Annotated in this window: 19 protein-coding genes; 6 read left to right on the top strand and 13 right to left on the bottom strand. The window is 66.7% G+C overall.

Going from position 1 to position 19,261, the window contains the following annotated elements:
• Positions 1-3: 3 nt before the first annotated feature.
• On the bottom strand, positions 4-657 hold the full coding sequence (locus ACFV4R_RS00435) for an SDR family NAD(P)-dependent oxidoreductase (protein WP_377202826.1): 654 nt from the start codon (positions 655-657) through the stop codon (positions 4-6).
• A gap of 37 nt (positions 658-694) precedes the next feature.
• Positions 695-1,780 carry a redox-regulated ATPase YchF gene (gene ychF, locus ACFV4R_RS00430; RefSeq protein ID WP_377202827.1) on the bottom strand — a complete coding sequence of 362 codons (1,086 nt, stop codon included), beginning with the start codon at positions 1,778-1,780 and terminating at the stop codon, positions 695-697.
• 90 nt (positions 1,781-1,870) lie between these two features.
• Here ychF and ACFV4R_RS00425 point away from each other — a divergent pair, with 90 nt between their 5' ends.
• Positions 1,871-3,112, top strand: coding sequence for a DNA recombination protein RmuC (locus tag ACFV4R_RS00425; protein WP_377202828.1), 1,242 nt, complete (start codon positions 1,871-1,873; stop codon positions 3,110-3,112).
• An 11-nt stretch (positions 3,113-3,123) separates the two neighbouring features.
• Here ACFV4R_RS00425 and ACFV4R_RS00420 read toward each other — a convergent pair whose 3' ends face one another.
• Positions 3,124-4,203, bottom strand: coding sequence for a 4-hydroxy-3-methylbut-2-enyl diphosphate reductase (locus ACFV4R_RS00420; RefSeq protein WP_377202829.1), 1,080 nt, complete (start codon positions 4,201-4,203; stop codon positions 3,124-3,126).
• A 9-nt stretch (positions 4,204-4,212) separates the two neighbouring features.
• The gene (locus ACFV4R_RS00415) at positions 4,213-5,064 is read right to left on the bottom strand and encodes a hypothetical protein (protein ID WP_377202830.1); all 852 of its coding nucleotides are present in this window, start codon (positions 5,062-5,064) and stop codon (positions 4,213-4,215) included.
• A gap of 218 nt (positions 5,065-5,282) precedes the next feature.
• Between ACFV4R_RS00415 and xseA the strand changes: the two genes are divergently transcribed.
• Entirely contained in the window at positions 5,283-6,629 is a 1,347-nt protein-coding gene (gene xseA, locus ACFV4R_RS00410) for an exodeoxyribonuclease VII large subunit (RefSeq protein ID WP_377202831.1), read from the top strand.
• On the top strand, positions 6,626-6,844 hold the full coding sequence (locus ACFV4R_RS00405; protein ID WP_015937726.1) for an exodeoxyribonuclease VII small subunit: 219 nt from the start codon (positions 6,626-6,628) through the stop codon (positions 6,842-6,844). Before xseA ends, ACFV4R_RS00405 begins: the two co-directional genes overlap by 4 nt.
• Positions 6,845-6,875: 31 nt before the next feature.
• Here ACFV4R_RS00405 and ACFV4R_RS00400 read toward each other — a convergent pair whose 3' ends face one another.
• The 6 genes from ACFV4R_RS00400 to ACFV4R_RS00375 all read right to left on the bottom strand — a co-directional run bounded on the left by ACFV4R_RS00400 (position 6,876) and on the right by ACFV4R_RS00375 (position 12,668).
• Positions 6,876-7,730: a polyphosphate kinase 2 family protein gene (locus ACFV4R_RS00400; RefSeq protein WP_377202832.1), complete on the bottom strand. Its 855-nt coding sequence runs from the start codon at positions 7,728-7,730 to the stop codon at positions 6,876-6,878.
• Between the two features lie 49 nt (positions 7,731-7,779).
• Entirely contained in the window at positions 7,780-9,000 is a 1,221-nt protein-coding gene (locus ACFV4R_RS00395; RefSeq protein WP_377202833.1) for a pyridoxal phosphate-dependent aminotransferase, read from the bottom strand.
• Positions 9,001-9,134: 134 nt separating this feature from the next.
• On the bottom strand, positions 9,135-10,097 hold the full coding sequence (locus ACFV4R_RS00390; protein WP_377203910.1) for an ABC transporter substrate-binding protein: 963 nt from the start codon (positions 10,095-10,097) through the stop codon (positions 9,135-9,137).
• Positions 10,094-10,840 carry an ABC transporter permease gene (locus ACFV4R_RS00385; protein ID WP_377203909.1) on the bottom strand — a complete coding sequence of 249 codons (747 nt, stop codon included), beginning with the start codon at positions 10,838-10,840 and terminating at the stop codon, positions 10,094-10,096. Before ACFV4R_RS00385 ends, ACFV4R_RS00390 begins: the two co-directional genes overlap by 4 nt.
• Positions 10,837-11,568 carry an ABC transporter permease gene (locus tag ACFV4R_RS00380; RefSeq protein WP_377203908.1) on the bottom strand — a complete coding sequence of 244 codons (732 nt, stop codon included), beginning with the start codon at positions 11,566-11,568 and terminating at the stop codon, positions 10,837-10,839. The genes ACFV4R_RS00385 and ACFV4R_RS00380 overlap by 4 nt, the downstream gene beginning before the upstream one ends.
• Positions 11,568-12,668, bottom strand: a complete 1,101-nt coding sequence (locus tag ACFV4R_RS00375; RefSeq protein WP_377203907.1) for an ABC transporter ATP-binding protein — start codon at positions 12,666-12,668, stop codon at positions 11,568-11,570. The genes ACFV4R_RS00380 and ACFV4R_RS00375 overlap by 1 nt, the downstream gene beginning before the upstream one ends.
• A gap of 218 nt (positions 12,669-12,886) precedes the next feature.
• Between ACFV4R_RS00375 and ACFV4R_RS00370 the strand changes: the two genes are divergently transcribed.
• Positions 12,887-13,906, top strand: a complete 1,020-nt coding sequence (locus tag ACFV4R_RS00370) for a pirin family protein (protein WP_377203906.1) — start codon at positions 12,887-12,889, stop codon at positions 13,904-13,906.
• 19 nt (positions 13,907-13,925) lie between these two features.
• Here the strand turns inward: ACFV4R_RS00370 and ACFV4R_RS00365 are convergent, their stop codons facing one another.
• A complete protein-coding gene (locus tag ACFV4R_RS00365) occupies positions 13,926-14,876 on the bottom strand; it encodes an N-acetylglucosamine kinase (RefSeq protein ID WP_377203905.1) in 951 nt (316 codons plus the stop codon).
• Positions 14,877-14,943: 67 nt separating this feature from the next.
• A complete protein-coding gene (locus ACFV4R_RS00360) occupies positions 14,944-15,921 on the bottom strand; it encodes a LysR family transcriptional regulator (RefSeq protein ID WP_377203904.1) in 978 nt (325 codons plus the stop codon).
• A gap of 94 nt (positions 15,922-16,015) precedes the next feature.
• Between ACFV4R_RS00360 and ACFV4R_RS00355 the strand changes: the two genes are divergently transcribed.
• Together ACFV4R_RS00355 and ACFV4R_RS00350 are read left to right on the top strand one after the other, a co-directional pair.
• Entirely contained in the window at positions 16,016-17,260 is a 1,245-nt protein-coding gene (locus ACFV4R_RS00355; RefSeq protein ID WP_377203903.1) for an MFS transporter, read from the top strand.
• Positions 17,261-17,417: 157 nt separating this feature from the next.
• Positions 17,418-17,915: an Lrp/AsnC family transcriptional regulator gene (locus ACFV4R_RS00350; protein WP_377203916.1), complete on the top strand. Its 498-nt coding sequence runs from the start codon at positions 17,418-17,420 to the stop codon at positions 17,913-17,915.
• 13 nt (positions 17,916-17,928) lie between these two features.
• Here the strand turns inward: ACFV4R_RS00350 and ACFV4R_RS00345 are convergent, their stop codons facing one another.
• Positions 17,929-19,167 carry an MFS transporter gene (locus ACFV4R_RS00345; protein ID WP_377203902.1) on the bottom strand — a complete coding sequence of 413 codons (1,239 nt, stop codon included), beginning with the start codon at positions 19,165-19,167 and terminating at the stop codon, positions 17,929-17,931.
• Positions 19,168-19,261 lie beyond the last annotated feature (94 nt).

The following is a 19,261-nucleotide window of genomic DNA, read 5'->3' as shown; positions in this document are numbered from 1 at the left end:
AACTTAGAAGGCGGTACTGGGCAGGTCCTTCTCGCCGTCGGCAATGGCTGTGACAATCCGCGCTGCAACCAGGTCGGGATCCAGCGCCGCGCCGAACCGCGGCGCTGTCCCGGCGATCGGATGCTCAGACAGGGCGGTGCCGGTGTGGCCTGGGCGTGCGTCCAGGATTCTGATGCCCGCCCGGCGATACTCGCGGGCCGCTGCGACAACGAAGGCCGCGAGTCCAGCCTTCGACGCCGAATACGCCGCCAGGCCAGCGACGGGCGCCTCGGCCACAACGCCACTCAATGTGACAACGAAGGGCTCCCGGCCCTCACGTGCGGACACCGCGAGGTAGGGCTGGCTCTTGGTGATGAGGTGGATCGGACCGGTCGTGTTCACCGCGAAAAGTTCGTCCACAGTGGCGGCTTCAAGTTCTGATGCTGCGCCGAAGGCCACGACCCCTGACGCAACCACTAACCCGTCGAGACGACCGTAGTGCGCATTCGTGTCATCCAGCATCGCTTGGATTACGGAAGGTACACGCAGATCGTGCCCATCTGACTTTGAGGACCTGGCAACGATGGCGCCGTTGCTCTCCAGCAGGGCAGCGACGCGCGAACCGAGTCCGCCGCTGGCGCCGACTACCAGTACAACCGCTCCCTGAAGAGTCGTCATGGATAGGATCCTAAGCCTTTCGAGGTGAAAGGCTCCATTAGACGTTGAAGCGGAACTCCACAACGTCGCCGTCGGACATGACGTATTCCTTGCCTTCGATGCGGACCTTGCCGCGGGACTTCGCCTCGGCCATGGATCCGGCCTCCACGAGGTCGGCGAAGGAGACCACTTCAGCCTTGATAAAGCCGCGCTGGAAGTCCGAGTGGATCACTCCCGCGGCCTGCGGGGCCGTGTCACCCTGACGGATGGTCCAGGCGCGCGCTTCCTTGGGACCTGCCGTCAGGTAGGTCTGCAGGCCGAGGGTGTGGAAACCGACGCGGGCCAGCTGGTCCAGGCCGGACTCTTCCTGCCCGTTCATCTCCAGCATTTCGCGGGCTTCATCCTCGTCCAGTTCGACGAGGTCCGCTTCGAGCTTGGCGTCGAGGAAGATGCAGTCCGCGGGGGCTACGAGGGCCCGCAGTTCGTCCTGCTTTTCCTTGCTGCCCAGGATGGCCTCGTCGGCGTTGAAGACGTAGATGAACGGCTTGGCGGTCAGGAGCCCCAGCTCCTTGAGGTGCTCCATCTCCAGCTTGTCGCTCTTGACCGAGGAAAAAACGGTGTCGCCGCGCTCGAGGACGGTCTGGGCGGCCTTGATGGCAGCCAGTTCGGCGGCCTCCCGCTTCTTGATTTTGACCTCTTTTTCGATCCGGGGAATGGCCTTCTCGATGGTCTGCAGGTCCGCGAGGATCAGCTCGGTGTTGATGGTCTCCATGTCCGAGCGCGGATCAACCTTGCCGTCCACGTGGATGACGTCGGGGTCATCGAATACACGCACTACCTGGGCGATCGCCTCCGCCTCGCGGATGTTCGCCAGGAACTGGTTGCCCAGCCCTTCGCCCTCTGACGCGCCCTTGACGATGCCGGCGATGTCCACGAAGGACACGGCGGCGGGCAGGACGCGCTGCGAGTTGAAGATCCCAGCCAGCTGCTGCAGCCGGGGATCCGGCAGGTTCACGACGCCGACGTTCGGTTCGATGGTGGCGAACGGGTAGTTCGCCGCCAGGACCTGGTTGCGGGTCAGCGCGTTGAAGAGGGTTGATTTGCCGACGTTGGGCAGTCCGACGATGCCAATAGTAAGAGCCACGAGCACTGATTCTACCCGCAGCGTCCCGTCCGCCCGTACCGGCGGATGTCACTCCCGTTGATTGTCAGTGCCCCGTGCAACAGTGAACTCATGGATGGATTTGCCTTAATTCTTGCCCTCTTCATGCTTCTTGTCGGTGCCTTGGCCGGTGCGGCCGCCACCTACTTTGTGCTGCGGAAGAACACCAACGGCGTTGAAGCTGACTTTGACGCCGTGTCCGCCCGGCTGTCGGAGGTCAGCGCACAGTTTGCAGCGGCCGACGCCGAACGCCGGCTTCTGGCGGCACAGAACCGCGAGCTGGGTGAGGCCAGGTCACAGGACGGCAGCGTGCTGCGCGCCCTTGCCCCGGTGGCGGAGAAGCTCACGGCAGTCCAGCAGCAGGTGGCGCTGCTGGAACGGGACCGCGTGGAACAGTACGGCCAGCTTGCCCAGCAGCTTCAGGAAGCGCGCCTCTCCGACGAACAGCTGATGCGCTCCACGCACGCACTGGAATCGGCCCTCAGGTCCAACAGCGCAAGGGGCCAGTGGGGTGAAGTCCAACTGCGGCGTGTGGTGGAGGCTGCCGGCATGCTGCGCCACGTTGATTTCGTGGAGCAGGTCCACAGCGCGGGCGGAGACTCCGCAGTCCGTCCCGACCTTGTAGTCCAGCTTCCCGGCGAGAAGATCCTGGTGGTGGACGCCAAGGTCCCGTTGTCCGCCTACCTTGAGGCACAGGAGATGGGCGCTTCCGCGGCACACTTCACGCAGCATGCCGAGGCACGGCCGGCACCCCAGTCGGTCTCCGACCGCCGTTCACAGCAGGCGCTCCTGGCCGCCCATGCAAAGGCACTGAGGGCCCACGTGGATGCGCTGGGTAACAAGAGGTACTGGGACATTCCGGGGAACTCCCCCGAATTGGTGGTCTGCTTCATCCCTGCGGAATCGATTCTTGCGGCTGCCCTTGAAGCTGACGCGTCGCTCCTGGACCACGCACTGTCCAAAAACGTTGTCCTGGCCTCTCCGGGGACCCTGCTTGCCGTACTGAAGTCTGTGGCGTTCACGTGGCGGCAGGACGTCCTGACCGACAATGCGCGGGAACTGTTTGACCTCGCCCGGCAGCTCTATGACCGGATGGGAACCCTGGGCGAGAACGTCACGAAGCTGGGGTCATCGCTAAAGACGTCCGTCGACCGCTACAACTCGCTGGTGGGGACGCTGGAGGCCCGAGTGCTGCCCACGGCCCGCAAGCTGAACACCCTGGATGAAGCGGGCCTGGCTTCACCGGCGCCCGTCGAAGTCACGCCCCGCGCCCTTGCGGCCCCCGAGCTGCAGCAGGACGGGGCCGCCGCGTAGGACGCCGGACGTCAGTCGCGCGGGCGCCGTCCACCGAGGGCGCGGCTGACGTCGCCGGCTTCCTTCAGGGTTGCGCGGAGTTCCTTAGGCAGCGAAAACAGGAGGTCTTCCTCGGCGGTGACCACTTCTTCCACGCTTCCGTACCCGTAGTCAGCGAGCAGCCGCAGCACGTCCTGGACCAGCACCTCGGGAACGGAGGCCCCCGAGGTCACGCCGACGGTCGCCACGCCTTCAAACCATGCTTCGTCCACCTGGTTGGCGAAGTCCACGCGGTAGGACGCCTTGGCGCCGTATTCCAGGGCCACTTCCACAAGCCGCACGGAGTTCGAGGAGTTTGCCGACCCCACCACGATCACCAGGTCCGCTTGGGGAGAAATCTTCTTGATGGCCACCTGCCGGTTGGTGGTGGCGTAGCAGATGTCGTCGCTGGGCGGGTCCTGCAGGGTGGGAAACCGCGCCTTCAGCAGCCGGACCGTTTCCATGGTTTCGTCGACGCTGAGAGTGGTCTGTGAGAGCCAAATGACCTTTTCAGGGTCACGCACGGTGACCTTGTCCACCTCGTGGGGGCCGTTGATGATCTGGATGTGGTCGGGCGCTTCGCCTGCTGTTCCTTCCACTTCCTCGTGGCCGTCGTGGCCGATCAGGAGGATGTCGAAATCGTCCTTGGCGAACCGGACGGCTTCCTTGTGCACCTTCGTCACCAGGGGGCAGGTGGCGTCGATGGTGCGCAGTCCGCGCTGGCCGGCAGACTCGACGACGGCAGGTGACACTCCGTGCGCGGAGAAGATGACCAGCGCACCTTCGGGAACCTCGTCCGTCTCGTCAACGAACACAGCACCCTTCTCTTCGAGGGAACTGACCACATGGACGTTGTGGACAATCTGCTTGCGGACGTAGACGGGAGGACCGTAGTGCTCCAGTGCCTTTTCGACGGCGATCACGGCCCGGTCCACTCCCGCACAGTAGCCCCGGGGGGCTGCGAGCAGCACCTTCTTGGCCCCGGTGACGGGCGCTGCAGCTGCTACTTCCTCGGGCGAGCGGCGCCTACGCGGGACGGTTGGCATCGAGAGGGAAACAGCTGTGGAGGTCATCTCTCCATGCTACCGGGTTGCCCGGGGCCGCCTTCGCGATACGGCTCCGCCCACGAGCGCCAGCACCAGCAGCACCCCACCGGTCACGGCCGTGCCCAGGGTCCAGCCCCCGAAATTGGATGCCGCAGCGGGAACGAACCCGTCACGGAAAAGGTTAGCCACATCATTGCCCGTGTCTGTCGCAAGGGCCCTGGCCGTTCCGGCATCCGTGGCCAGCTTCCACGCACCGGCCATCAGGAGTGCACCGATGCCGGCAGCAGCCCCCACTGTCCAGCGGCGGCGGGCCGCCACCAGCGCGAGGAGGAAGGCGACACCTGAACCGATGGCCAGCAGGTACCCCATGGGCGCGTAGGTACCGAGGCGTTCCACCCACTCCCGGTGTTCCGGCTGGCCGACGTTGATCAGTGTCTCCTGCGGTGCATCGAGGGGAATCCCGCTTGTCCTGGAAATTTCCTCCACTCCGAGGGCCACCAGCGGCGCGACGTCGAGCGTCAGGGACGATGCCTGCCCGGCGGCGCCTGCATCACCGGCCGTGGAGGCGAAACTCAAGCGGTGGCTCTTGCGCAGCGTCTCGTCCCACGCCGCCGGATACCCGGGAAGTCCCGTCAGGGTTGTTGCGGCGTTCTCCAGGACCGGCTGCACAAGGTCGTTCAGGAACCCGGGAACGGCGCTCGTGTCGATGGTCCCGACGGCGGCCGTCGCCAGCTGCTGCCGGAATTCGGGGTCCTGCCCCATGGGCGCCGCAAGGCTCACGAAACCGTCTTCGCCGACGATGTTGCGGTCCAGCCAGATGGCAGGAACCGCCACGGCGGCCAGGAGGATGCCCAGCACGGTAGCCAAGGCGGAAACGAAAGTGCGCACAGCAGGTCCTTCAGGTTGATGGCGGTAACCCCATCCTAGGCAGGTATCCTGACCGGGCTCTGTCAGTCCCGCGTGCTATTGCTTATGGATAAGGTTGAAGGACCGGTACCCGCATCATTTTCTGACTCAGCTCCTGACGCAGTATTTTCTGACAGCCTGATTGTCACAGCCACCAAAGGACCCCATGCCCGCAGTTCCAGTCCCGCAGGGGCACCCGCATGTCTGAGCAGCCTTCCCTGCCGGACACCGCGCCGACCACCCTGCCGGCCACGGCCGCTGAAACCACGCCGGAGAACCCGTGGCCCCTGCAGTTGCTCTCGCAGAAGCTGAAGGTCCACATCGACCGCACGCCGTCTGCCTGGGTGGAGGGCCAGGTCATCGAGATGAACCGCCGGGGAGGTAACGCCTACCTGACCCTGCGCGACGTCGATGCCGAGGTGTCGCTGCCGGCGTCTGTGTGGACCAAGGTCCTGGAACGCAAGAATCTTCCCTTGGAGCGCGGATCACGGGTGGTGGCCCTGCTCAAACCCGAGTTTTGGTTGAAGACCGGCCGGCTGAACATGCAGGTCCGGGATATCCGCCCCGTCGGCCTTGGGGACCTGCTTGCGCGCATCGAACGGCTCCGCCAGGCTCTCGCAGCTGAGGGCCTGTTCGCTGATTCGAGGAAGAAGCCCCTCCCCCTCCTGCCGCACCGCATCGGCCTCATTACCGGCCGGGACTCGGATGCCAAGAAAGATGTCGTGCGCAACGCCGCCCTGCGCTGGCCGGCCGTTGAATTTGAGATCCGCGAAGTGGCGGTCCAGGGCAACAGCGCCGTCTCGCAGGTGGTGCGCGCCCTCCGGGAACTGGACGGCCTCCCGGAAGTCGACGTCATTGTCATCGCCCGGGGCGGCGGGGCACTGGAGGACCTGCTGCCGTTCAACAGCGAAGAGCTGGTGCGGGCGGTGGCGGCGGCAGCCACGCCGGTAGTCAGCGCCATCGGGCATGAAGCCGACCGGCCGCTGCTCGACGACGTCGCCGACCTTCGGGCGTCCACTCCCACTGATGCGGCCAAGCGGATCGTTCCGGAGGTCTCCGAGGAACTGGCCGGTGTCCGGCAGGCCCGGGAACAGCTGCGCCGCTGCATTGAACGGCTGGTGGACCGGGAATCGGACCGGCTGGCCTCCCTCAATTCCCGTCCTGTCCTGGCGTCGCCGGAAGGCCTGGTCACTGTGCGCAGCGAGGAAATTGAACGGCTGCTTCGGCGGTCGTCCACGGCCGTGAACTCCACTGTGGTCCGTGCCGGTGACCGGTTGGAGCACCTCAGGACGCAGGTACGTGCCCTGTCCCCCCAAAATACGCTGGACCGAGGGTACGCGGTGGTGGAGCTCGCCGGGCCGCACGCGGCGTCGTCAGGCACCGGCCACGCAGTGGTGCGGCGCCCGGCCGATGCCCCCGCCGGGCAGCCCCTGGCCATCCGCGTCGCCGAAGGCCGGTTCGGCGCCACATCCACTGGCACCGGCAGCCCCGGGGAAAAACCAGAAACACCTGACCAGCACCATCCGGAAACGGGAGAAACAACATGACCGAGCAGACGCCGGATAACGGCACCGCCGCACTGAGCTACGAGGAAGCACGCGAACAGCTCATCGCCGTCGTAGGCCGCCTTGAAGCCGGCGGCGCCAGCCTTGAGGAGTCCCTTGCCCTGTGGGAACGCGGCGAGGCCCTGGCGGCACGCTGCGAGGAATGGCTGGAGGGCGCCCGCAAACGGCTCGCCGCTGCCCGGGACCAGCCGCTCTAGGCCATCCGAAACGTCCAGGGAGCTAAGAGCCTCAGGACCGAACCACCAGCTCGCGTTCCATGGGAACGTCGAACTCTGCCTTCGGCCACTCCAGGTTCAATCCGCTCATCGCGCCGAGCAGCAGCTGCTGGACCGCTATCCGGGCGTACCACTTCTTGTTGGCCGGTACCACGTGCCACGGCGCACCCGGGGTGCTCGTCGCGTCTATGGCAGCTTGGTAGGCCGCCATGTAGTCTTCCCAGAACGCCCGCTCCTGAAGGTCCCCGCTACTGTACTTCCAGTGCTTGGAAGAATCGTCCAGCCGGGCCAGCAACCGGGACTTCTGCTCCTCCGCGCTGATGTGGAGCATCACTTTCACCACAGTGGTTCCCGAGTCCGCCAGGCGGGCCTCGAACTCGTTGATGGCCACGTAGCGGCGCTTGATTTCATCCGGGCTGGCCCACCGGTGGACCCGGTGGATCAGAACGTCTTCATAGTGCGAACGGTCAAAAACCCCCACCATGCCGACGGCCGGCACTTCCTTCTCGATGCGCCAGAGAAAATCGTAGGACTTCTCCTCGTCCGTGGGTGCCTTGAACGCTTTGAACTGGACGCCCTGCGGGTCCATGGCCGCCATCACGTGGTTGACGATCCCGCCCTTGCCGGCAGTGTCCATGGCCTGGAGGATCAGCAGGACCCTCTTGCGGCTCCCAAAGCGGGAGGCAGCGAACAGTTTTTCCTGGAGTTCGGTGAGCGTGCTGTCCATCTCGGCCAGCAGCGCCCGCCCGTCGTCCTTGGTTCCGGTGTAGCCGGGGGTGGAATCTGGGTCGACGTCGTTAAGGACGAACCCCTTCCCAGCCCGAAGCGTCTCGGACGGATGCTCGTCAAATGTCTCGGGGCCGGCCATGGGTTTCCTTTCGCGCTGTGCTCGCGGGCGCTGAGCCCGTGAGCACAGGCTAGTTCCCCTGGTACCTGCTGAGGAAGTCCCCCATCCGGCCGACGGCTTCTTCGATGTCCTTGACGTTGGGCAGGGTGACCATCCGGAAGTGGTCCGGGCGCACCCAGTTGAAGGCGCGGCCATGGGATACCAGGATCTTCTGCTCACGCAGGAGGTCCAGGACAAACTTCTCGTCGTCGCGGATGTGGTAGACCTCGGGGTCGAGCCGCGGGAACAGGTACAGGGCTCCCTTGGCCTGCTGGGTACTGACACCGGGAATGGCGTTGAGCATCTCGTAGGCCTTGTTGCGCTGTTCGAGCAGCCGGCCACCGGGGAGGATGAGGTCCTGGATACTCTGGTACCCGCCCAGGGCGGTCTGGATGGCGTGCTGCGCCGGAACGTTGGCGCACAGGCGCATGTTGGCCAAAAGGCTGATGCCCTCAAGGTAGTCCGCGGCGTCCTTCTTGGGTCCGGAGATGGCCATCCATCCTGCCCGGTACCCGCACACCCGGTAGGCCTTGGACAGTCCGCTGAAGGTCAGGCAGAGGACGTCGTCGCCAGTCAATCCGGCCATGTTAACGTGGACGGCGTCCTCGTAGAGGATCTTTTCGTAGATCTCATCCGCGAAGAGCACCAGGCCGTGCTTCTCGGCCAGGGCAACGATCCGTTTCAGCGTCTCTTCCGGGTAGACGGCACCGGTGGGGTTGTTGGGGTTGATCACCACGATGCCCTTGGTGCGGGGCGTGATCTTCGCTTCCATATCCTCCAGGTCGGGCTGCCAGCCGGATTCCTCGTCGCAGAGGTAGTGCACGGGCTTGCCGCCGGCCAGTGCAACGGACGCTGTCCACAGCGGGTAGTCCGGGGTGGGGATGAGCACTTCGTCGCCGGAATCCAGGAGGGCCATCAGCGACATGGTGATCAGTTCACTGACGCCGTTTCCCAGGTAGATGTCGTCCACGTGGATGTTCTGGATACCGCGGGTCTGGTAGTACTGCGAGACGGCGGTGCGCGCCGAGAAGATGCCGCGGGAATCGCTGTAGCCCTGGGCGTGCGGGAGGTGGCGGATCATGTCCACCAGGATGGCGTCGGGGGCCTCGAAGCCGAACGGGGCGGGATTGCCGATGTTCAGCTTGAGGATGCGGTGGCCTTCCGCTTCCATTTGCTGGGCGGCCTGCAGGATGGGTCCACGGATGTCATAAAGGACGTTGTTGAGCTTCGTGGACTGCCTGAATTCTGCCATTCCTCAAATATGCCACAGGAAGGATGGACAGCTGCTGAGACCTCGCCCACATATGGACGACGGCGGCTGCCGGACTTTTGAAAGTCCGGCAGCCGCCGTCGTCATGGCGAAGCAAGCCCCGAGGGGCGCGGGAACTACTTGACGATGCCCTTGTCCTTCAGCCAGGCGGCCGCAGCGTCCTTGGCGTTCTGCTTCTGGCTGCCGCTTACTGCGCGGTTGAGGTTGATGAGGTCATCGGTGGTCAGGATGCGGGAAACTGAGTTCAACGCTTCCTTGGCCTTGTCCGTCATGTTCTTTTCGTTGTACAGCGGCACTACCTGCTGGGCGATGAAGTTGTTCTTCGGATCCTCCAGCACCACCAGGTCGTTGTCCGCGATGGACGGCGTGGTGGTGTAAATATCCGCCACCTGGACCTGGTCTTCCAGGAGCGCCTTCAGGGTCACCGGGCCGCCGCCGTCGCTGAAGGGTTCCAGCTTCTTGGGCTCGCAGTTGTAGTTCTTCTTCAGCCCGGGCAGCCCGTAGGCGCGCTCCGCGAACGTTGCCGGCGCACCCACCACAATCTCGCTGCAGACCTTGGCGAGGTCCTCGATGGACTTGAGCTGGTACTTCTCGGCGGTGGCCTTGGTGACCACCATGGCGTCCTTGTCCTCAGCCTTGGATGCATCGGCCACGGCGAGGCCGTCGGCCAGCTTGTCCGGCAGGGCCTTGTAGATGTCGTCAGCGGAGACCTGCGTAGCTGCCTTGTCCACATACAGCAGCAGGTTGCCGGTGTAGTCCGGAACCACGTCAACGGAACCGTCCTGAACGGCCTTGAAGTAGACCTCGCGCGAACCGATGTTGGGTTTGGTGGTGGCGGTGACGCCGGCCGCGTTGAGCGCCCCTGCATACAGTTCCGCGATGATCTGGCTCTCTGGGAAGTCGGCCGAGCCCACTGTCAGGGACGTTGCACCGCCGGAGGACCCGCCATTGCTGGACGGGGCGTTGCTGAGCGGATCGGACGAGCCGCCACAGGCGGACAGCGCAACGGCGAGGCCAAGCCCCGCTGCGAGGCCGCCGAAGCTCCTCCGGCCCAGGTTGATCGGACGGTTTTCTTTCATGACTTACCTCCTTGTAGGACAGTCTCCGCAGGGACGGGGTCTGTACTATCGGCCGCGGCCTGCTGGCTGCGGCGTGGCTTGAGTGAGGCCCCGGTTGTGAGGAAGAGCCTCTGGAACAGGGCTAGGACAAGGTCGACGGCGATGGCGAGCGCCGCGATGAGCAGCGAGCCTCCCAGCATCTGGGGAAAGTCGCTGAGGACCAGTCCGTCGAACAGGTACCGTCCCAGGCCGCCCAGGTTGATGTAAGCCACCACGGAGACTGTGGCAACCACCTGCAGCACGCCCGTGCGGAACCCTCCGAACATGACGGTCAGGGCGTTGGGGAGCTCGGCCCGGAACAGGACCTGCAATTCCGTCATGCCCATGGCGCGGGCGGCATCCACAACGTTCCGGTCCACGCTGGAGATTCCGGCGTAGGTTCCGGCCAGGAGCGGCGGAACGGTGAGAATCACCAGCGCCCAGACCGGCGGCATGAGGCCGATGCCGGCGAGCAGCACGAAGAGTGTCAGGAGGCCCAGTGTGGGCAGGGCACGCAGGGCGCCTGCCAGGGCCACCACCGCCACCCGGCCTTTTCCGGTGTGGCCCACGAACAGGCCGATGGGGACAGCAATCGCCGTGGCGATCAGCATCACCAGCCCCGTGTACTGCAGGTGCTCGGCCAGCCGAACGGGGATCCCCATGCTTCCGGACCAGTGCAGGGGGTCGGCTAGCCAGTCGAAGGTATCGGTGAAGACGTTGCTCATGCGTTGCCACCTCCGGCCTGCGGCTGGGAAAGGCGCCGCGCGGCGTTGGCCGGTTCATCGGCAGCACCAGCGTCCAGGCCCGGCCGGGAGTGCTTTCCGGCCCGTACCCAGGGCGTGAGGATTCTTTCCAGGAGAACCAGGACGGCATCCATCAGCAGCGCCAGGACCAGGATGGCGACGATGCCCACCACAATCTCGGTAACGAAGTCCCGTTGCAGGCCGGAGGTGAAAAGCATGCCCAGGTTTCCGATGCCCAGCAACGCTGCAACGCTGACCAGGGAGATGTTACTGACGGACACCACACGCAAGCCGGCAAACATGACGGGCAGGGACAGCGGCAGGTCGACCTGCAGGAACCTCGCCAGCGGCCGGTATCCCATGGCGACGGCGGCCTGGCTCACTTCCTGGTCAACGGAGTCGAAGGCGTCCAGCGCGGCCCGCACCAGCAGTGCCACCGCGTAGATGGTCAGGGCCACCACCACATTCAGGGGGTCCAGGACGCGGGTGCCCAGAATGGTGGGCAGGATGATGAACAGTGCCAGCGACGGAATGGTGTAGAGCAGGGAACTTGCGGTCAGCACTACGGACCGCAGTGCGCCGTTCCTGCGCGCGAGCTGAGCCAGGGGGATGGACAACACCAGCCCCAGCACCATGGGCACAAGGGCGAGGACCAGGTGTTGCCCGGCCCGTTCGAAGACCACGCCGCTGTTCGACAGGAACCATTCCATCAGAGCGCTGCCTGCCTGACCTGGCGGGCCTCTTCGATCAGGGCCAGGACTTCACCGCCCCGGACGGTACCGAGTACCTTGCCGCCGGCGTCCACGGCCACGCCCAGGCCCGACGGCGAGGACAGGGCCGAGTCCAGGGCACGGCGCAGGCTTTCTCCCGGCCGGAACAGCGACCCGCCGGGAATGAGGCCGCTGTCTGTGCCGGGCACCGCCCAGCCGAGTGGGTGCATGTCCGCATCCACCACCAGCTGCCAGCCGCCGGCGGCGCCGGGATCGGACTCGTTGCCGGCCGCCCCCCGGATGATTGTTGGCACCGGATGGATGGTGACGCCGTCGGACGCTGTGAACCCAAGGTGGCGGAAGCCGCGGTCCCTGCCCACGAAGGACGCAACGAAGTCGTTGGCCGGCGCCCGGAGGATTTCCTCCGGTGTGGCGTACTGCGCCAGTTTCCCGCCGACGGCGAAGACGGCAACCATGTCGCCCAGCACTGTGGCCTCGTCGATGTCGTGGGTGACGAAGACGATGGTCTTGGCCAGGTCCTTCTGGAGGCGGAGGAGCTCCTGCTGCAGCTCTTCCCGGACCACGGGGTCCACGGCGCTGAACGGCTCGTCCATGAGCAGGACCGGCGGATCGGCCGCCAAGGCGCGCGCCACACCCACGCGCTGCTGCTGGCCGCCGGACAGCTGGGCGGGGTACCTCTTCCCGAGGGACCGGGCAAGGCCCACAACGTCAAGAAGTTCTTCGCCGCGCTTGCGGGCGTCGGCTTTCGAGACGCCGTTCAGCCGCGGAACGGTGGCGATGTTGTCCAACACCGATCGGTGCGGCAGCAGCCCGGCGGACTGCATGACGTAGCCCATGGAACGCCGCAATTCGGCGGCTGGCGCCGAGGTGACGTCCTTGCCGTCCACCGTGATCACTCCGGACGTGGGCTCCACCATCCGGTTAATCATGCGAAGCGACGTGGTTTTTCCGCAGCCGGACGGCCCCACGAAGACCGTAATGGAGCCTTTGCGGATGGACATGGTCAAGCCGTCCACGGCAGGTTGTCCGCCCTGGTACTCCTTGGTCACGTTCTGGAATTCGATCATCGATGTGTCCATGGTGCGGACTTACCTGTTCTGCTCGGATGCCACTCAAAGCGACGTGACATGGTCATCAGCACGCTGATAATTACGGTAGCCCAAGCCGGCCCGGCACACAGCAGTTTGCGGCACGGATCCGGACAAAGGAATCCCTACTGTGACCATTCGCAGCCGGTTGCGGTCCGGATGGGACACCGCTGCCGCACTGCGGCACGCCACGGCCCTAAAGTGGGAGGGTGACCAACTTGGAAGTATCGCCGCAGCAGGAAGTCTGTCCCCCGGCCGCCGCAGAGGGTCCGTCCGGCCCGTGCCTGCAGCTGTGGCCTGAGCGGGAAGTGCCGCTCGGCGGGGTGCGCGCCATGAACGTCCGGCGGACCCTCCCCCAACGCGGCCTGCCCACCATCGGCGCCTGGTGCTTCCTGGACAGCTTCGGCCCGGACCGGACGGCGATGTCGGTCCTGCCGCACCCGCACACCGGGCTGCAGACGGTGACCTGGCCGCTTGCCGGGACCATCCGGCACCGCGACAGCGTGGGCAGCGACGTGGTGGTCCGGCCCGGTGAACTGAACATCATGACGGCGGGCCACGGAGTCTCCCACTCGGAGTTCGCGGTCCTGCCGCAGGACGGCGTCCTGCCCGTGCAGCGCGGCCTCCAGTTGTGGGTGGCGCTTCCTGACGCCCACCGGCACTGCGCGCCCGCGTTTGAACAGCACCGGGAGTTGCCGCGGGCCACCGGTGCCGGTTTCACCGCCACCGTCATGGTGGGAACGTTCGACGGCGTGGCCTCGCCTGCCACGATGTTCTCACCCATTGTTGGGGCTGACGTCTCCTGCGGCGGCGATGCCGTCCTGCCGCTGGATCCGGAGTTCGAACACGGCATCCTGGTGCTCGACGGGGGGCTGCGCCTGGATGGGCAGGAGCTTCCGCCGGGGCCGCTGGGCTACCTGGGTACGGGCCGGAAAGAGCTTCGGCTGCAGGCAGATCCCGGCACCAGGTTCCTGCTCATCGGTGGGGAGCCCTTCCGGGAGGAATTGCTGATGTGGTGGAACTTCGTGGGCCGCACCCATGATGAGGTGGAGAAGGCCCGCGGGGACTGGGAAGCCCAGGCAGGCCTGGCCGGTGCCCAGGCGGCAGCCGCACGCTACGGGCTGGTTGCCGGCCATGGTCCGGAGGCCGGCGCTGAGGCCGGCCGGATACCGGCTCCGCCGCTCCCAGGGGTCCGGCTCACACCCCGCAGGCGGACCGTCCGGGACTGACGCCGGGCGGCCCTGCCCGTCAGGCGGGCTCGGCCACCAGCTGGAGCACCCCGAATACGGGTTCCTGGTCCAGCACCCTGACGTCGGCCGCGCCGCCATCAGCGAGGTAGCGGCGGAAAGCCTCCTGAAGGGGCACCACGTTCATGCCCAGGCCGCTTCCGAGGATGACCGGACCGTTGATTCCCAGCTGGCGCAGGACCTGGAGGGCCAGGCCTGCAAGGTCCTTGCCGGCCTGGTCGAGTATGTCCCGGCTTTCCTGGTGCCCCCGGGCGGCTGCCTCCACAACGTGCCTTGCCTGCTGGGCCCAGAACCTGCGGCCGGTGTCCGGTGAGTGGAACAGGGCAATGAGCCGGTTGGGGTGGTCCACTCCGCATGACTCCAGCAGCGCTGCCGTGAGCGGATCCACAGCCAGCCCCTGGTCCATCCGGCGGAGGCTGTGGCGGACCGCCTCCCGGCCCAGCCAATATCCGCTGCCTTCGTCGCCGAGCAGGTAACCCCACCCCCCGGCCCGGGCTTCGGCACCGTCGGCGTTTTTGCCCCACGCTGCCGAACCGGTGCCGGCGATGACTGCCACGCCGGTGCGGGCGCGCCCGGCTGCCAGCAGCAAGCGGGAATCGTGTACCACCGTGACCACTGCGCCGGGAACGTGCGGCCGGATCAGGGCGGCGAGGGCTTCGGCGTCCTCGGCGGTATCGATGCCACCGGAGCCGGCGTAGACGCGGGACACGGGCCCCGCACCGATCCGGGCGAACAGCTCGGCAATGTTGCGTGCCGCCTCGTCGCGGCTAACGTTCTGGACGTTGGAGCTTCCTACGGACTCGTCAGCCGCCGGGGTGCCGTCTTCGAACCGGATTCCGCGGGTTTTGGTGCCGCCGATATCGAGGCCGATGATGATGCCGGCCAGCGGGCTGGCGCCGGACTCACCGGAGTTCTGGACGGGAACGGCAGGGGGTTGTTCGCTGTTTTGCACGTCACAAGACTACTGTCCGGAGCGGACAGCAGGGCTGCTGCGGCATGCCGGAATGTCACTGCCGCTGTCAGTGCTCCGTGCGGTGCCTGACCAGTCCGGCCAACAGCCGCGGACCGTCGGTCACCACCATCTCCCGGAACAGGCGCACGGAAGCAGGCTCGGCGCCGGCTTTGGCCCTTCGCCACGACAGGCCCACTTCGCGGACGGCGAGCGCCGAGCCCAGCGGTACCTCCACCCACCCAAGGTTGCCGGTTTCCGGGCTCACGGTGCGGCCGGGCGCGTCACCGCCCGGCGGCAGGATGCTGACGCCGAGCCCGGCCGAGACGAGCCCGCGGACCGTGTGGGAATCCTGGCTTTCGAAGGCTATCCGGGGCCGGTAGCCCGCCTCTTTGAACAGCGCGTCAGTCAGGGACCGCAGCCCGTATCCGGAGCCGAGGGCCACAAATGGTTCCGTCCTGATGTCGGCAAGGTCCGCCGTCGGCCTGCCCGCGAGGCGGTGGGCATGGTGCACCACGAGGCGCAGCGGCTCCCGGTAGAGCGGCGCCGACTCCAGGTGGCGGCCGGCAGGTGCTGCCGGGGCGGTGAGGGCGAGGTCGGACGCACCGGATGCCAGCTCTTCGAGGCAGGCGTTCCGGGCGCCTTGGCTCAGCGTAAAGGACGCTCCCGGGTGCCTGCTGCGGAAGGCACTGATGAGCAGTGGCAGCGTCCCCTCGCCGAAGGTGTGCTGGAACGACACCGCGATCCTGCCCCGAGCCACATCCGATTCATTGCGCACCACGTCCAGCCCACTACGGAACTCCTCCAGGGCGTTCTCGATGAAGGGCAGGAGGGTCCGGGCGGCGGGGGTCAGGCGGACTCCCCTACCGTCGCGGACCAGCAGTTCGGTCCCGACGACGGCGCTCGCCCGGGCGATGGCCCGGCTCACCGTGGACTGGGGTACTCCCAGGATTTCCGCCGTCGCGGTGACGTGCTCCGTGCGGCCCAGCTCGGACAGCACAGGTAGAAGGGGAAGCAGCTGCACCAGTTGTTTGCCGTCCGGTTCCATCAGCCCTGCCCCCTTAAACTCATCCAGCGTAGCTATAAGTCTGACATGAATAATGCATTGGAAGCATCTATTAGCCCGGGACTACGCTTACCCCATGCCACCAAACACCAGCCTTGCAGGCACCCACGCCTCGCCACCGCGCTGGACCGGGCATGCGAAGGGATCCGCCGCCTACGCGCGGATCCTCGCCGGCCTGTCCTTTGCCGGCGTTGCCACCTTCGCCCAGCTCTACTCCACGCAGGCCGTGCTGCCACTGCTTGCCTCCGACCTGCAGATCAGCGCGGCCGAGGCCGCCCTGACCATCTCGCTGGCCACCGTGGGACTCGCCGTGACTGTCATCCCCTGGTCCTTCCTCGCCGACAGGATCGGCAGGGTCCGTGCCATGACGTGGGGAATCTGCGTGGCCACCGTCCTGGGCCTCCTGGTTCCCCTGGCCGGCAGTTTCCAGCTCCTGCTGGCCCTGCGACTGCTGGAAGGAATGGCGCTGGGCGGAATCCCGGCCATTGCCATCGCATACCTGAACGAGGAAGTGACGAAGGCGCACGCCGCCGTCGCTGCCGGAAGCTACGTGGCAGGCACCACCCTTGGCGGCCTGGCCGGGAGGCTGGTGGCTGGACCGGCCGGAGAATTGTGGGGCTGGCGCGCGGCCGCCCTTGCGGTGTCGGTCCTGGCCACGCTCGCAGCCGTCGCGTTCCTGCTGCTGGTCCCCAAAGCGCGGGGTTTCGTGGCATCCGGGGGCACCGGCCTGCGCGGGGCTTTCAGGACGCTTGCCGGGCATGTGCGCCATGGCCGCCTGCTGGCGCTCTATCTCCAGGCCTTCCTCATGATGGGCGGCTTCGTGGCTGTCTACAACTACCTGGGGTTCCGGCTGGCGGGCGAGCCGTTCACCCTGCCCGCGACCCTGATCAGCCTGATTTTCCTTGCCTACCTGTCCGGGACCGTCACCTCCCGCTGGGCCGCCGGCCTGACCATGCGCTTCGGCCGCCGGTCCGTCCTCCTGGCGGGCCTGTCGCTGTCCGTCGGCGGGCTTGCCCTGACACTTACGCAGTCCCTTGCCCTGATCCTCGCCGGCCTGGTGGTCTTCACCGGCGGCTTCTTTGCGGCCCACAGCATCGGCGCCGGGTGGACGGGAGCCATCGCCACGTCCGGCCGGGCCCAGGCGGCATCGCTGTACAACCTGGCCTACTACCTGGGCTCCAGCGTGCTCGGCTGGGCGGGTGGCCTCCTGTTCCAGTCCCTGGGCTGGAACGCCCTGGCAGCAGCCGTCATGCTGCTGGCCTGCCTCACGGCGGCGATTGTCGCCGTCGTCCATCCCTCGCGCGAGCCCGCACCGGCCTGAAGGGCGCCCCCGGCGCCTACCTGCGCAACGAATTAAGTCCTTCGCAGGAACTGATGGGAACGCAGAAATTCGGCGTGAGTGGCCCTGCAGGGCCTGGGAGGGCGGTTCCGGCGGTCTAGGATGAATGCAGGACAGTTGGAAGGAACCCGCAGTGAGTATGAATCCCCGGCACCCCAGGCCCGGAGCACACTTGGAACCGCTGGATGCCATCGACGAGCGCCTCCTTGCCGCGCTGGTGGCCGACGCGCGGATCTCGAACAAGCAGCTCGCCGAAATGGTGGGCATCGCACCGTCCACTGCCCTGATGCGCGCCCGGGCACTCTCCGAACGCGGAATCGTCAAGGGCTACGAAGCCAAGCTGAGCCTTTCGGCCATCGGCAGGTCCGTGCAGGCTCTGGTGGCTGTCCGGTTGCGCGCCCACGACCGCGACCAGATCGACCGTTTTACCGCACGGGTCCCGCACCTGCCGGCGGTGCTGTCCACCTTCCACACCTCAGGTTCCGTGGATTACCTGCTCCACATCGCCGTCGGCAGCACCGAGGACCTCCGTGACTGGGTGCTCGACAACCTGGCCACGGACCCCGTGGTGGGCCATACCGAAACCACACTGGTTTTCGAGCACATCCAGGGCAACCACGGGCCGCTGCCCGACTGACGGGTTACTGCCGTCAGGCGAGCCGGCCGCGCAACGCCTGCGCCAGCGTAAGGCTGGCCAGGACCACCGCCGCTGCGCCGCATACCACAACGAAGCCGAGCACCGCCGCAGGCTGCCCCACCATGCCCGACGCCCATCCCAGGCCCAGGACCGGGACGGCGCTGCCCAGGTACGTGATGACGTAAACCGTGCTGATCACCTGGGCATGGCGGGCGGCCTCCACCTTGCCCGCAACGTCGTTGAAGACCGTGCGGAAAGCCAACCCCTGCCCCATCCCGGCTGCCACGCAGGCGGCCACCAGCAGCAGCGGGCTGTGCAGGGCCCCGGCAGTCCCCAACAGGACCACCGATACCCCCAGGACGGCAAGGCCCGCCGGAACAACGAACCGGCCCCGCACGGTGAGCAGCTGGCTGAAGGCCGAGGCCGCCAGCGGCAAACCGGCGAGGACACCTATCAGGGGCCGGGAATCAGTCTCGAGGACCCGTGCAAAGTACCCGGGCGCGAGGGAAAGGGAAAACCCGAACACGGCGAAACTCAGGAACCCTACGCCGGAAGCAAGCCAGAAAGCTCCCCGCGCATTCCGGGACACCGCCGGGCGGCGCGGGGCAAGGGCCTGGAGCGGCCGGGACACGGCCGGAACCGCAATGGCCGGGCGTGCGCGGATGAGGAAGAGCGGGACCAGCAGGCCGGCGAGGACCACAGAATGCACGCCGTAGGGTGCCGTGGTGGTGCCCGGCAGGAGGGACAGCAGGCCGCCGATGGCCGGGCCAGCGGCCACTCCCCCGGAGGAAGCCAGGAGCGTGAAGCGCGACGCCCATTCCGGGCGGGAGGGCAGCAGCTCGCGCAGGGCAGCCGCGCTGGCGCCCGTTGCCAGCGCTACAGCGATCCCCTGCAGGGCCCGGCCCGCGCACAGCCCTGCCAGAGTGTGGGCCTCGGCAAAGACAAGGTTGCCGGCGAGGCCGCCCAGCACAGCCAGGAGCAGCGCGGCCCTGCGGCCGATATGGTCCGACCAGTGCCCGGCCAGCATCAGGGTGGCTACCAGGGCCAGGACGTAGCTGGCGAACGCTGCCGTGACGTCCAGTGCGGAAAGTCCCAGCGATGCCTGCAGCAGCGGATACAGCGGGGTGGCGAGGTTGGCCCCCACCAGCAGGGCAAAAATCACCGCGCCGGAGATCACCAGACGGGCAGTGGTAGAGGCGTTCCAGCCGGACGCCGTGGCGGGGCGCATCCGCAGTTCGCTGAAGACCGTCATGGTGCCGCCTCCGGGGTTGGCCGCGCGGGTGGCCCTTGTGGGGTGCCGCGCGGAGGAATACAGGTGTGGCTCCAGAATGCGGCACTGTTGGCCC

Source organism: Pseudarthrobacter sp. NPDC059871, from assembly GCF_042731175.1.
Classification (GTDB): Bacteria; Actinomycetota; Actinomycetes; order Actinomycetales; family Micrococcaceae; genus Arthrobacter.
Note: the sequence above shows the minus strand (reverse complement) of the source record. Positions and strands in the feature narration are given on the sequence as shown.